Source organism: Ollibium composti (assembly GCF_004801285.1).
Classification (GTDB): domain Bacteria; phylum Pseudomonadota; class Alphaproteobacteria; order Rhizobiales; family Rhizobiaceae; genus Mesorhizobium; species Mesorhizobium composti.
In genome coordinates this window covers 559,292-572,890 of sequence record NZ_SSNY01000001.1, presented here as the reverse complement: position 1 = coordinate 572,890, position 13,599 = coordinate 559,292, and the positions used below count along the sequence as shown (strand labels likewise).

Annotated in this window: 10 protein-coding genes; 3 read left to right on the top strand and 7 right to left on the bottom strand. The window is 65.7% G+C overall.

The annotated features are described in order from the left end of the window. Nucleotides 1-80: 80 nt before the first annotated feature. Entirely contained in the window at nt 81-818 is a 738-nt protein-coding gene (gene lexA / locus E6C48_RS02710) for a transcriptional repressor LexA (RefSeq protein ID WP_136353711.1), read from the top strand. 22 nt (nt 819-840) lie between these two features. On the opposite strand, the gene E6C48_RS02705 is transcribed toward lexA, so the two are convergent. Next, complete coding sequence (locus tag E6C48_RS02705; protein ID WP_136353709.1) at nt 841-3,426, bottom strand: ComEC/Rec2 family competence protein; 2,586 nt, start codon at nt 3,424-3,426, stop codon at nt 841-843. Between the two features lie 97 nt (nt 3,427-3,523). Here E6C48_RS02705 and gltX point away from each other — a divergent pair, with 97 nt between their 5' ends. Together gltX and gltA are read left to right on the top strand one after the other, a co-directional pair. After that, complete coding sequence (gene gltX, locus E6C48_RS02700) at nt 3,524-4,945, top strand: glutamate--tRNA ligase (protein ID WP_136353707.1); 1,422 nt, start codon at nt 3,524-3,526, stop codon at nt 4,943-4,945. A gap of 185 nt (nt 4,946-5,130) precedes the next feature. Beyond that, a complete protein-coding gene (gene gltA, locus E6C48_RS02695; RefSeq protein WP_136353705.1) occupies nt 5,131-6,459 on the top strand; it encodes a citrate synthase in 1,329 nt (442 codons plus the stop codon). A 58-nt stretch (nt 6,460-6,517) separates the two neighbouring features. Here gltA and lpxB read toward each other — a convergent pair whose 3' ends face one another. From lpxB to bamA, 6 genes are all read right to left on the bottom strand, one after another. After that, the gene (lpxB, locus tag E6C48_RS02690) at nt 6,518-7,699 is read right to left on the bottom strand and encodes a lipid-A-disaccharide synthase (protein WP_206086426.1); all 1,182 of its coding nucleotides are present in this window, start codon (nt 7,697-7,699) and stop codon (nt 6,518-6,520) included. Beyond that, nucleotides 7,689-8,588, bottom strand: coding sequence for an LpxI family protein (locus tag E6C48_RS02685; RefSeq protein ID WP_136353703.1), 900 nt, complete (start codon nt 8,586-8,588; stop codon nt 7,689-7,691). Before E6C48_RS02685 ends, lpxB begins: the two co-directional genes overlap by 11 nt. Continuing rightward, nucleotides 8,575-9,405 carry an acyl-ACP--UDP-N-acetylglucosamine O-acyltransferase gene (lpxA, locus tag E6C48_RS02680; protein WP_136353701.1) on the bottom strand — a complete coding sequence of 277 codons (831 nt, stop codon included), beginning with the start codon at nt 9,403-9,405 and terminating at the stop codon, nt 8,575-8,577. Before lpxA ends, E6C48_RS02685 begins: the two co-directional genes overlap by 14 nt. A gap of 13 nt (nt 9,406-9,418) precedes the next feature. Next, nucleotides 9,419-9,883, bottom strand: coding sequence for a 3-hydroxyacyl-ACP dehydratase FabZ (fabZ, locus tag E6C48_RS02675; protein WP_136353699.1), 465 nt, complete (start codon nt 9,881-9,883; stop codon nt 9,419-9,421). Further along, nucleotides 9,876-10,928: a UDP-3-O-(3-hydroxymyristoyl)glucosamine N-acyltransferase gene (gene lpxD / locus E6C48_RS02670; protein WP_136353697.1), complete on the bottom strand. Its 1,053-nt coding sequence runs from the start codon at nt 10,926-10,928 to the stop codon at nt 9,876-9,878. The genes fabZ and lpxD overlap by 8 nt, the downstream gene beginning before the upstream one ends. A 69-nt stretch (nt 10,929-10,997) precedes the next feature. Beyond that, nucleotides 10,998-13,403 (bottom strand): outer membrane protein assembly factor BamA, encoded by a 2,406-nt coding sequence (bamA, locus tag E6C48_RS02665; protein ID WP_136353694.1) that lies wholly within the window; start codon nt 13,401-13,403, stop codon nt 10,998-11,000. Between the last annotated feature and the right edge of the window lie 196 nt (nt 13,404-13,599).

Below are 13,599 nucleotides of genomic sequence, written 5' to 3'. Positions count from 1 at the left end.
GTTGCGGAACACAACTGGAACAGATAGTGTTTGTTCCGGGTTTGTTTTCCGATTCTGTTTCGAGCGCCTGGGGGTCCGCCATGCTGACACGCAAGCAACACGAGCTTCTCCTGTTCATCCATGAAAGGCTGAAGGAGAGCGGCATTCCCCCGTCCTTCGACGAGATGAAGGAAGCGCTGGACCTTGCCTCCAAGTCCGGCATCCACCGGCTCATCACGGCGCTGGAGGAGCGCGGCTTCATCCGCCGGCTGCCGAACCGGGCGCGCGCGCTGGAAGTGCTGCGGCTGCCCGATTCCATCGCGCCGGGCCTCAACGCGGCGAGGAAGTTTTCGCCGGGCGTCATCCAGGGCGGCCTCGGGCAAGGCGGTCCGGGCGCCGGACGACCCGCCAGGGAAGCGCAGCGCCTGCATGCCGCCGGCAATGACGACGCCGGTTCGGCGGTGTCGATCCCCGTCATGGGCCGGATCGCGGCCGGCGTGCCGATCGCCGCGATCGAACACAGGACTCATTCCATCACCGTCCCCCCCGAGATGATTTCCGGCGGCGAGCACTACGCGCTCGAGGTGAAGGGCGATTCGATGATCGAGGCCGGCATTTTCGACGGCGACACCGTCATCATCAAGAACGCCAATACGGCGACGCCGGGCGAGATCGTCGTGGCCATCGTCGACGACGAGGAGGCGACGCTGAAGCGCTTCCGTCGCAAGGGCGCCTCGATCGCGCTGGAGGCCGCCAACCCGGCCTACGAAACCCGTATCTTCGGCCCTGACCGTGTTTCGGTGCGCGGCAAGCTGGTCGGCCTGATCCGGCGGTATTGAGGGAGCAGCGGCACCGACGCCGTCATCCCGGCCGTGAGCCTGTCCTCCGCCGCTGCTGTTTCTTGTTGCCGGTCTTGCGCTGATACGGCATCAGTCCCCTCGCCTCGCGCGAAAAGGCGCGTTGGGCATGCCATGGGCGATAGTTTTCCTCGACGGCGAAACCGACCTGCGGCGGCCGGTCGGCCGCGACCGGATCGAACGTAATGGCCGCGCTGCCGGAGCGCGCCAGGTCGCTGGCGGTGACGACGGCGACGGGCAGATCCCGACAGGGATTTTTCGCGGTCGCGTCGGCGATGACGATCAGCGCCGCATAGGCGCAGGCCGGCTGCGCATCGGCAACTTTTTGCGCCCACACGACGATAGCGCCGGAGGTGTGGCGGGCGATACAGAGCTTGCCCGCGCACAGGAACGGCGTTCCGGGTGGCAGATCGAGCGCGGCGTCGGTGGTGACGAAGCGCATGTCCTTGCCTTTCAGCGCCTCGGGTTTCACCAGCGTCTCGGCGTCGAGCGCGCGCCGCCAGTTGTCTGAGGTGAATTCGTTCGGCCGCGCCCGGTTGATGGCGAGCTCGCCGCCGCCGATCGGCAGCGCCACCAGCCGCGCGTCCTCGGAAACCAGCGCGTCCGGTGTCCTGACCTGATGGATCGTCAACAGCCCGGCCAGCGCGAAGGGCAGCGCCGCCAGCCTGAGCCACGTCGTCGTCATGGTGGCGATCACCAGCGCGACGGTGACCAGCAAGACCGACTGGACAGACACCAGCCCGACGGCGTCGAGCGGCGAGCGCTCGGCGATCCACCCGGAAATCGCGATCATCGCCGCCAGCCCCTTGCCCATGACGTAGAGAAACGGCCAGTCCGCTCCGAACGGCATGGCTAGCGCGGCAAACACGGCGAACGGCATCACCAGCACCGAGACGATCGGCATCACGGCCAGGTTGGCGAAAAGGCTGAGCGGCGCGACGCGCTGGAAATGCCACATGGCATAGAGGGTCGTGGCACTGCCGGCGACGATGGACGTCACCGCCAGGGCGGCGGTCGCGGCCACCATCCGGTGCACGACGGCGCCCGACCATGAACGGTTGGGCGGCGGCGTGCCGCCGCCGCTCGCGGCCCGCCTGTCGCTCCAGCCGGCATAGGCACCGACAAGGGCGGCGGTGGCGGCGAAAGACATCTGGAAGCTCGGCCCGACCACCTCGTGCGGCGACACGACGACGACGGCGATGGCCGAGATCGCAAGGTTGCGCATGGTCAGTGCCGCGCGATCGAACAGCACGGCGGTCAACATCACCGCCAGCATGATAAAGCTGCGCTCGGCCGCCACGACCACGCCTGAGATGAACAGGTAGGCCGCGATGGCGAACAAGGCCGCACCCGCCGCATATTTCTTCACCGGGCGGCGCGAGGAAAAATTCGGGAACAGCGCGAAGGCGCCACGCAGCAAGGCCATCACCGTGCCGGCCACCAGCGCCATGTGCAGGCCGGAAATCGAAATGATGTGGTAGATGCCGGTCTTGCGCATCGCTTCGTTGATGGATTCGGGAATGCCGGCGCGCACGCCAACCATGAGGGCCGCGGCGATCTCGCCCTCCGGTCCGCCGATGGCGGCGCGGATGCGCTCGGCGATGGCGTCGCGCGCGCGTTCCACCATCCCCGGCAGGCGTGCCGCGAACGATGCCGGCACCGCTTTCTCCAGCTTGGGGTTGGAGAGGAAGAAACCGCTGGCGCCGATGCCGTCGAAATAGCTTTCGAAGGAGAAGTCGTAGCTGTCCGGCCGTACCGGCCCGGTCGGCGGCAACAGCCGGACGAAGCCGCTCACAGTATCGCCGGCTGCCAGCCCGGCGGGCACTGCGCGCGCCGAAAGGCGCACGCGCGCGGGCTGGTAGAGCAGCGTCGGGCGCCGGGTGGAGACGACATCGAGGGTGAGTCGTATGCGGCCGCTGGCCATGGCGTCGATGGCGACGACGCGGCCCGTCAGCCGTGTCGACACCTCCGCGCCGAGCATCAGGGTCGAGGCGCGCCAGGTTTCGACCTTCGCGCACAACACCCCCAGCGCCACCAGAAGCGCGGCCGCCAGCGCCATCTGCAGGCGTGGACGCGGGCGCGCCAGCAGCACCGCGACGACAAGGGCAACGGCGCAGGCGATCGGCTGGACAAAGCCGGGCTCGGCGGCGAGCGAGAAGTAGAAGATCGCGCCGCCGGACAGGAACACCGGCACCAGCAGGAAGGCAACGCCGCGATCCAGTTCCGTCGCGGCCGCTGCCGCCAAACCGGCGGCCGCGCCACGCGGCGAGGGAATACGCGCCAACCGGCGGGCCAGTCGCCGGATGGACGGCAAGCGGACAGATGGCATCCGCCGTGGCGAAACCGGGAGCTCTCCCGTCGCCGGATCGCCAACCGCAGGCCGATCTGCCGTGGCTTCGTCACCAACTATAGAGCGCCACAGTGCGGCATCTGGTTTCACCGGATTGTCGGGTCGGCCGGGAAAAGCTGATTCCAAAGCAGGATCGCTGCCGGCTGACAGGCGCGCGTCCGGCGATGCAAACAGCGCCCGTTCATTGACGCCGTCCGTTTCGCCTCTCCCGCGCTCCGTTCCCCGGTCCCGCCCGGCCATCGGCCCTGCCCCTTGCGCCGTGGACCTCCTATGCTACATGAACGCGCGGCGCGGGAAAGTCCGGCGCCGCATCCGCACAAAGCCCGAGCTTTTCGCCATGTCCGACACGGTCGTCACCCGCTTCGCCCCCTCGCCCACCGGCTTCCTGCACATAGGCGGGGCGCGCACGGCGCTGTTCAACTGGCTCTATGCCCGCCATACCGGCGGCAAGATGCTCTTGCGCATCGAGGACACCGACCGCGAGCGCTCGACCGAGGCGGCGACCGCCGCCATCCTCGATGGCCTGAGCTGGCTCGGCCTGACATGGGACGGCGACGCCGTTTCCCAGTTCCAGCGCGTCGCGCGTCACCGCGAAGTGGCCGAAGAGCTGGTCCGCGCCGGCAAGGCCTACTACGCCTACGAGACGCCGGAGGAACTGACGGCGATGCGCGAGGCGGCGCGGGCACAGGGCCTGCCACCCCGCTACAACGGCCAGTGGCGCGACCGCGACCCGGCCGACGCGCCGAAGGGCGTGCCAGGTGCGGTACGCATCAAGGCGCCGCGCGAGGGCGAGACCGTGGTGCACGACCTCGTGCAGGGCGAGGTGCGCTTTCCCAACAAGGATCTCGACGACCTGATCATCCTGCGTTCGGATGGCGTGCCGACCTACATGCACGCCGTCGTGGTGGACGATCACGACATGGGCGTCACCCACATCATCCGCGGCGACGACCATCTCACCAACGCCGCGCGCCAGACCGTCATCTACGAGGCGATGGGCTGGGCCGTGCCGAAGATGGCGCATATCCCGCTCATCCACGGCGCCGACGGCGCCAAGCTCTCCAAGCGCCACGGCGCGCTGGGCGTGGAGGCCTATCGCGCCATGGGCTACCTGCCGGAAGCGCTGCTCAACTACTTGGCCCGGCTGGGCTGGAGCCATGGCGACGACGAGGTGATGTCGATCGCCGACATGATTTCATGGTTCGACATCGTCGATGTCAACAAAGGCGCGGCGCGCTTCGACTTCGCCAAGCTGGAGGCGCTGAACGGCGTCCACATGCGCGCCATGGACGACGCGACCCTGACGAAGATCCTGATCGAGACGCTGCCGCACCTGCCCTACGGCGAGGCGCTGGCGGACAGGCTGAACGACAAGACCAGGGCGCAGCTCCTCCAGGCCATGCCCGGCCTCAAGGAGCGCGCCAAGACGCTGGTGGAACTCGCCGACAGTGCATGGTTCATCGTCGCCGACCGGCCGCTCACGCTCGACGAGAAGGCCGCCGCGATCCTCGATGCCGATGCCAGGGGTATCCTGAAGGCCATCCTGCCCGGCTTGCAGGCGCTTGGCGACTGGAGCGCGGCGAATGCCGAGCAGGTGGTGCGCGTCTATGCCGAACAGGCGGGGCTGAAGCTCGGCAAGGTGGCGCAGCCGCTGCGGGCCGCTCTCACCGGCCGTTCGACCTCGCCGGGCGTCTTCGACGTGCTGGCGGTGCTGGGACGCGACGAAAGTCTTGCCCGCATTTCCGATCAAATCGATTGATGCCGAACTGGCACAAGAAGTTTAACATTGAAAGGAGCGTTTTGCGGTGCAACATTAGGCGGGGACCCAGATAAGGGCCAGCCATCCAGATGCGATTGCGCTGCACGCTTTTCCGATCATTCGGCGGGTTGCTGCGATGCGGAATTCGCCTTGCCGCCCGGTGAGGAAACGATAAGGAGTTTGTGATGCCCGAAGCTGCGACGAAACTGGAATTCGACGGCAAGAACCAGCCGTCGTCCGCCAAGCTCGAATTCGACGGCAAGACGCATGAGCTGAGCGTGCGAAGCGGCACCGTCGGTCCCGACGTCATCGACATCGGCAAGCTTTACGCCACCACCGGCGCCTTCACCTACGATCCGGGCTTCACCTCCACGGCGAGCTGCGAATCGGCCATCACCTATATCGACGGCGACGCCGGCATCCTCTTGCACCGCGGCTATCCCATCGACCAGCTCGCCGAGCACGGCGATTTCCTCGAGGTCTGCTACCTGCTGCTCTACGGCGAACTGCCGACCAAGGCGCAGAAGGACGATTTCGACTATCGCGTCACGCGCCACACCATGGTGCACGAGCAGATGTCGAAGTTCTTCTCCGGCTTCCGCCGCGATGCACACCCGATGGCGGTGATGTGCGGCGTCGTCGGCGCGCTGTCGGCCTTCTACCACGACTCGACCGACATCTCCGATCCGTACCAGCGCATGGTCGCCTCCATGCGCCTGATCGCCAAGATGCCGACGATCGCGGCGATGGCCTACAAGTACCACATCGGCCAGCCCTTCGTTTACCCGAAGAACGACCTCTCCTTCGCCGCCAACTTCCTACATATGTGCTTTGCCGTGCCGTGCGAGGAATACAAGGTCAATCCGGTGCTGGCGCGCGCCATGGAGCGCATCTTCATCCTGCACGCCGACCATGAGCAGAACGCCTCGACCTCGACGGTGCGGCTCGCCGGCTCGTCGGGCGCCAATCCCTTCGCCTGCATCGCCGCCGGCATCGCCTGCCTGTGGGGTCCGGCGCATGGCGGCGCCAACGAGGCGGCGCTGAACATGCTGTCCGAGATCGGCCATGTCGACCACATCCCGGAGTTCATCGCCCGCGCCAAGGACAAGAACGACCCGTTCCGCCTGATGGGCTTCGGCCACCGCGTCTACAAGAACTACGATCCGCGCGCCAAGATCATGCAGAAGACGGCGCATGAGGTGCTGGGCGAACTCGGCATCAAGGACGATCCGCTGCTCGACATCGCCATGGAGCTGGAAAAGATCGCCCTGACGGACGAGTACTTCATCGAAAAGAAGCTCTACCCGAACGTCGATTTCTATTCCGGCATCACGCTCAAGGCCCTCGGCTTCCCCACCACCATGTTCACCGTGCTGTTCGCGGTCGCGCGCACCGTCGGCTGGATCGCCCAGTGGAAGGAAATGATCGAGGATCCGCACCAGAAGATCGGCCGCCCGCGCCAGCTCTATGTCGGCGCCACCGAGCGCGACTACGTGCCGATCGCCAAGAGGTAAGGCAATAAGGCGGTAGGACAGTAAGGCAGTAGGGAATTTCGCAGACTGCCTTACTGCCCTACTGCCCCACTGCCCTACTGCCTTTCACCAGTTCCATTACCGCCGCCGCCGCGATCTCGCCCGACGGTTTCGCCGTCGTCATGCGCCGGCGCACTTCGGCGAAGCCGTCCTTCTGCCACCCACGCAATTGCGTGTCGCTCCACAGCCCCTCGATGTAGCGCGCCAGCGACATCGGCCGCACATAGCTGTTGTAGCTTTCGGGCACCACCGGCCGGTCGGCGATGAGGTTCGGCAGCACCCCCGTCCAGATTTTCACCAGACTCTGCACCGCCTGCATGACCGGATCGAAACGGTAGCAGGAGATCATCGGAACGCCGCTCAGCGCCAGTTCCAGCGAAACGGTGCCCGATGCGATCAGGGCTGCGTCCGCCAGGCCGAAGGCGCGCCATTTGCCCTGCGGATCGATGACGATTTCGGGGCGTTCGTTCCAGTTCGCCGTCGCGGACCGGACGAGATCGGCGACATGCGGCACGGTGGGCAGGATGAGCCGCATCTTGTGGCCACGCCGGCCCAGGATGGCGACGGTTTCGCCGAACGGCTCGATCAGGCGGCGCACCTCGCCGCGCCGGGAGCCGGGCAGGATCAGCAGCGTCTTGGTGCGGTCCAGCGAAAAGTCGCGCGGCTTCGCCTGCTCGGCGGCGGCGGCGAGCACGCCGGGGTCCTGCGTCAGCCGGTGGCCGACGAAGGTGCCGGGCGGGCCGCCCAGCCGTTCCAGTTCCTTCGCCTCGAACGGCAGCAGGCACAGGATACGGTCGATATAAGGGCGCATCGCCGGCGCCCTCCCCGGCCGCCAGGCCCAGACGCTCGGGCAGACATAGTGGACGATCGGGATCGAGGGGGCGGCCGCGCGCACCTTGCGGGCGACGCGCAGCGAAAAATCCGGACTGTCGATGGTGACGAGGCAATCCGGCTTTTCCTGCGCCACGAGGCTCGCCACCTGGCCGATGCGGCGCATCAGCCGCGGCAGGTCGCGGATGATGGCGCTCAACCCGATCAGCGCGATCTCGCCCGCGTCGAAGGCCGACTGCAGGCCGAGTCCGGCGAGATGCCGGCCGCCGACGCCGACCAGCCGCACCTCGCGTCCGGTGGCCTTGCGCAAGGCGCGCACCAGGTCGGCGCCGAGCAGGTCGCCCGATTCCTCGCCAGCGACGATGGCGATCTTCAACGGCTCAGCCGCCATGACGATCCTCCCGCGCGGACAAGCCGAGCGCGAACAGGCCGAGCGCATCGGCGCGGGCGACGAGCTCCGGCCCGTCGATGACCAGCGAGCGGCTTGCTTCCACGGCGATGCCGGACAGGCCCGCCGCATGCGCAAGCTCGACGGTGGTCGGCCCGACCGTCGGCAGATCGGCGCGCAATTCCTGTCCGGGCTTCAGGCATTTGACCAGCACGCCGCCCGTCTTGCCCGCCAGCCGCCCATGGCCGCGCAGGTCGCGCACCCGCTCCAGCAGGCCGTTGGTGCCCTCTATGCCCTCCAGCGCGATGGCGCGGCCGCCGATGGCGACGGCCCCCTGCCCGATGTCGAGCGCACCGATCGCTTCGGCGGCGGCGCGTCCGGCCTCGATGTCGCGCCAGTCCGCAGCCTTCGGCCTCGCCTTCGTCCAGGACCCTTCCATGGCTAGCAGTTCCGGCACGATCTGGTGGGCGCCGACGACATGGATGCCGCTTTTTTCCAGCCATCGCATGATCAGCCTGAGCAACCCGTCGTCGCCCTTGCCGAGGCCCGCGATGACGCTGGGCAGCAAGGTGACGAGGCCGAGGCTGGGGCGTATCGCCGACAGTTTCGGACGGCGGCGTATCTCGCCCGCCATCACCAGATGGGTGACGCGATGGCGCTTCAATATGCTGACGAGCTTGCCGATATCCTCCAGCGGGCGCGTCTCGTGCTCGCACGTCTCCAGCACCGTGCCCGGCTCGGCCTCGCCTTCCAGGATCAGCACGAAAGGATCGCTGCCGAGGGCCTTGAGCGCCCGCGCCACTGCCTGCGGAAGCACGCCGCCACCAGCGACGATGCCGGGCCTTGCCCCGGATGCGAGTTGCAGGCCTTGCTGCGCCTCAGTCCTCGTCATTGCCGTCGCTGCCACCACCCTTCAGCGGCGGCACAATAAAATAGCGCTTTTCACGGGTGGAGAGGAAATCGACGATCTTCATGATGTTCGGCGAACCGGAGAATTCAGCTCTCGCCTTTTCGACGTTCTCGGCCATGGGATGAGCATGGTCGAAGATCATTTTGTAGGCGCGGCGCATGGCGTGAAGTTCGCTGTGCGGCATGCCCGAACGCTTCAGGCCGATGATGTTGAAACCGCGCAGCTTGGCCCGGTTGCCGGACGCCAGACCGTAGGGGATGACATCGCCGACGATGGCAGAACAACCGGCAAGGAAGGCGTTGTCGCCGACGCGCACGAACTGATGCACCGCGGTCAGGCCGCCGATGTTGACGTTGTCGCCGATTTCGCAGTGTCCACCCAGTGTGGCGCCGTTGGCGAAGGTGGCGTTCCTGCCCACCACGCAGTCGTGCGCGATGTGCGTATAGGCGAGGAAATTGCCGTTATCGCCGACGATCGTCTCACCGCGGCTGGTATCGGTGCCGACGTGCATGGTCACGCCTTCGCGGATGGTGCAGTTGGCGCCGATGATCAGCGTGGTGCGGCCACCCGTGTGCTTGTTGTTCTGCGGCGGGGCGCCGAGTGTCGCCATCGGATAGACCTTGCTGCCCTCGCCGATGGTGGTGGCGTTCAGCACCGAGACATGCCCGATCAGTTCGACGCGGTCGCCGATCACCGCATCGGCGCTGACATGGCAGAACGGGCCGATGCGCACGCCGCTGCCGATCCGCGCGCCCGGCTCGATGACGGACGAGGGATGAATGACTGTCTGGTCCTGCATGGATACCCGTTCTCTACTCGTCGACGACCATCATCGCCTGAATTTCGGCCTCGGCGACCTTGCCGCCGTCCACAATCGCCTCGCAAGCGAACTTCAGGAGGTTGCCGCGCTTCTTGAGCTTTTTTACCTGAATGCGCAACTGGTCGCCCGGCACCACCGGCTTGCGGAACTTGGCGCCGTCGATGGTGAGGAAATAGACCAGCGAAGGCTTGGCCACGCCGGCGGCACGGATGCAGATGGCGCCGGCCGTCTGCGCCATCGCCTCGACGATGAGCACGCCCGGCATCACCGGCAGGCCCGGGAAATGGCCCTGGAAATATTGTTCGTTCATCGTCACGTTCTTGACGCCGACAGCGGAATTGTCGCCGTCGATGTCGACGATGCGGTCGATCATCAGGAACGGATAACGATGCGGCAGAAGCTTCATCAGCCCCACGATGTCGACCGCTTCGAGCGTCGAGCCGGCCGCTTCAACCATGCTTGTCTCCCTTCCCGTGCTTGGTGAAGTTGCGGATCGCCGACAGTTCGCGGAAGAAATCCCGCATCGGCTGGGCCGGCAGGCCCGCCCAGCGCTCGCCGGCCGGAATGTCGTACATCAGGCCGGCCGACGCCGCCACCTGCACCCGGTCGCCGATGGTCAGGTGGTCGGCGATGCCGACGCGCCCGCCCAGCATGACGAAGTCGCCGATGGTGACCGAGCCGGAAATGCCGCAATGCCCGGCGATGAGGCAGCCGCGACCGATGCGCACGTTGTGGGCGATCTGCACGAGGTTGTCGATCTTGGTGCCCTCGCCGATGATCGTGTCGGCCATGGCGCCGCGATCGACGGTGGTGTTGGAGCCGATCTCGACATCGTCCTGGATGATGACGCGGCCAATCTGCGGAATCCGCTCCGGCCCCCTGGCGCCACCGACGAAACCGAAGCCGTCCTGGCCGATCTGGGCGCCGCCATGGATGACGACGCGGTTGCCGATCAAGGCGTAGCGGACACTGACGTTCGGCCCGATATAGCTGTCGCGGCCGATGCGGCACGAATGCCCCACCACGGCATTCGGCGCAACGATGGTGCCACTGCCGATGGCCGCATCCGGCCCGACGACGGCACCGGCCTCGATGATCGCGCCCGGCTCGATATGAGCGCTTTCATCGACATGGGCGCGCGGCGAAACACCCGTCTCTGCCGTCAGCGTATCGGGCGTGGCGGCGGCCGGGAACATCAGCCGCCCGACCATGGCGAAAGCCTGCTGCGGGCGCGGATTGACGAGAACGGCGACGCCGGTGGGCGCCTTGTCGGCGAATTCGCGCGGACACAGAACGGCGGCCGCGCGCAGCGTCTCCATCAGGCCGATGTTGCGCTTGCCCTCGACGAAAACGAGCGCAGAACCGCCGCCGTCGCCGGCTGAGGCGATGGTTTCGATGACGGTTTCGGAATAGGCGGAATTGGACAGTTCCGAGCCGGTCAGGTTCGCGACCTCAGCCACCGTATAGCGGCGTGAAGGCACAAAGAACACCGGATCCTTCATTCGCGAGCAATGTCCAGCTAGTCGCTCGCCTCCGGGCCTGGGAGGTCCGGAGGCACCGCCTTGCGGCGATCAGAAGCGGGTCGATATGCCGAAGTTGAATTCCTGCACGTCGTCGGTGTCTTGCTTGGCCAGCGGGACCGCATAGTCGACACGCAACGGACCGAAAGGCGACGCCCAGATCAGGCTGACGCCGGCCGAGGCGCGCCACTTCATCCCAGATGAAACGATTTGGAACTCTTCAGGGGTCCCGACATGACGGTCAACCTTGTTGCCGTACAACGTCGCGGCATCGGCAAAAACGGCACCGCGCAGACCGAGGCTCTCCGGCACGATCGGCAGCGGGAACTGCGCTTCGACCGAAGCATTGAAATAGGTTGTGCCGCCAAGATGATCGTAGCCGGCCGCCCCGTCGATGCCGTTCTTGTAGGCAGCAGGACCGATGCCATTGAAATCGAACCCGCGAATGATGCGGTCGGTGCTCTGGAAATGGTCGAAAACGCGCAGATCGTTGTCGCCATAGCCCGCGATGTAACCGGCGCCGCCCGACACGAGGCCGACGATATCCATCTCTTCTGACAGCGTCTGGTAGACCGAAGCGCGCGCGGTCAGCTTGTAGTACTTGGCGTCGCCGCCGAGACCCGCGAATTCCGCACCCAGGTTGGCGTAGATGCCGTAATGCGGGTTCTTGGTGTCGTCGATGGTGTTGTAGATCAGGTTGGCACTGACCGACGACTTCAGCCACGGGCTGTTCTCGATACCGTCCTGAATAGCTTTCGAAACATAGCAGCCCGCATCGGGCACACCATCGTCATTGGCGTCACAATTATCATCGTAGGAGTATTTCTCCTCCGAGATATTATACGCGACCTGCGTGGTGATGTTGCTCGTAATCGGCAGGCCGAAGCGGACCGTGCCGCCGGTCGTCTGGACGTCGTAGTCGTCGTATTCGCGCGTCGAACGGAACACGTCGAAGCCGGCCGCGATGCGCTGCCCGAGGAAATACGGCTCGGTGAAGGAGAAACCGTAGTCGCGCGAATGCTTGCCGCCGCCGGCCGACACGCGGATGAACTGACCGCGACCGAGGAAGTTGCGCTCGGTGATCGAGCCCTGGATCGACGCGCCGGGCGTGTCGCCGCCGGTCGAATAGCCGGCGCCGATGGAGAATTCACCGGTGGCCTTCTCGACCACGTCGACCACCAGAACCACCTGATCCGGCTCGGAACCGGGTGCGGTTGAGATGTCGACCTTCTCAAAGAAATCGAGAGCTTCCAGCCGCTTCTTCGCGCGCTGGATGAGAACCTGGTTGAAGGCGTCGCCTTCGCTCACGTCGAATTCGCGACGGATCACGTAATCGCGCGTGCGCGTGTTGCCGCGGATCTCGATCCGCTCGACATAGGCCTTCGTGCCCTGGTCGACGGTGTAGACGACCGAAATGGTGTGGTTCTCGAAGTTGCGGTCGCCGCGCGGCGTCACCTGGGCGAAGGCGTAGCCCTGTCCCGCCACCTTCTCGGTCAGCGCGATGATGGAATTCTCGACGTCCTTGGCACTGTAGACGTCACCCTTGCGGGATTCGACCACCGATTCCAGCGACTTCGAATCGAGCTCCGGGATCGTGCTGTCGACGCTGACGTCGCCGAACGTGTAGCGATCGCCTTCATTGACCGTGATCGTCACGGTGTATTCGTTGGTCTGGTCGTTGAGTTCGCCAAAGGCCGAGACGACCTGGAAGTCGGCGTAGCCGTGGTTGTAATAGAAGCGCCGCAGCAGTTCTTCGTCCGCTTTCAGCTTGTTCTCGTCGAAAACGTCGTCGCGCAGCATGAAGGACAGCATGCTGCTGCGCTTGGTATTGATGATGTCGGCCAGCCGGCGCGAGGAATAGGCGTGGTTGCCGACGAAGTTGATGGCGGCGATCTTGGTGCGGCCGCCTTCGTTGATGTTGAAGACGACGTTCACGCGATTGTCGCCCAGATCCATGATCTGCGTCGTCACATTGGCGTCGTCGCGGCCGATATGGGCATAGGCCGCCTTCACCGCCTCGACGTCGGCATCGAGCGTCGCCTGCGAGAAGGAGCTGCGCGGCTTCAGCTGCACCGTGTTGGCGAGCTGCGCGTCCTTGAGCTTCTTGTTGCCCTGGAACAGGACCTGATTGACGACCTTGTATTCGGAAACGGTGACCACCAGCGCCGAACCGACCTGGTTGATCTGCACGTCGGAGAACAGGCCGGTGCCGAACAGCGCCTTCACGGCCTGGTCGACGTCGCCGCTGGAGAAGGACTTGCCCGGCTTGATCTGGATGTAGTTGCGAATCGTCTCGGCCTCGACGCGCGTGTTGCCGCGCACCTCGACCCGGCTGACCACCGCGGCTTCGGCAGACGAAACGGCGGCGAACTGAACGACCACAGCGCCCGGCACAACCAAAGCGGCGGACAAGGCCGCCGCGGACGCGGCGCTCAGAAGCTTGGATACTGCCTTCATCGGGCTTAAGAACCTTTTTCTCGTAGTCCCCACGGCGAGAAAACCGGACGTGCGGTCTATTTCCCGTACCGTAATAACCGGATTTTCCCTACACGCAAGGCTTCTGGTTAATTTGTATTTACTTCACCGTTCGGCGTGGCTTTCGCGTCACGCCTATCCCCCGGCATGGTAAACGGGCGCTGAACGACCGACGGTC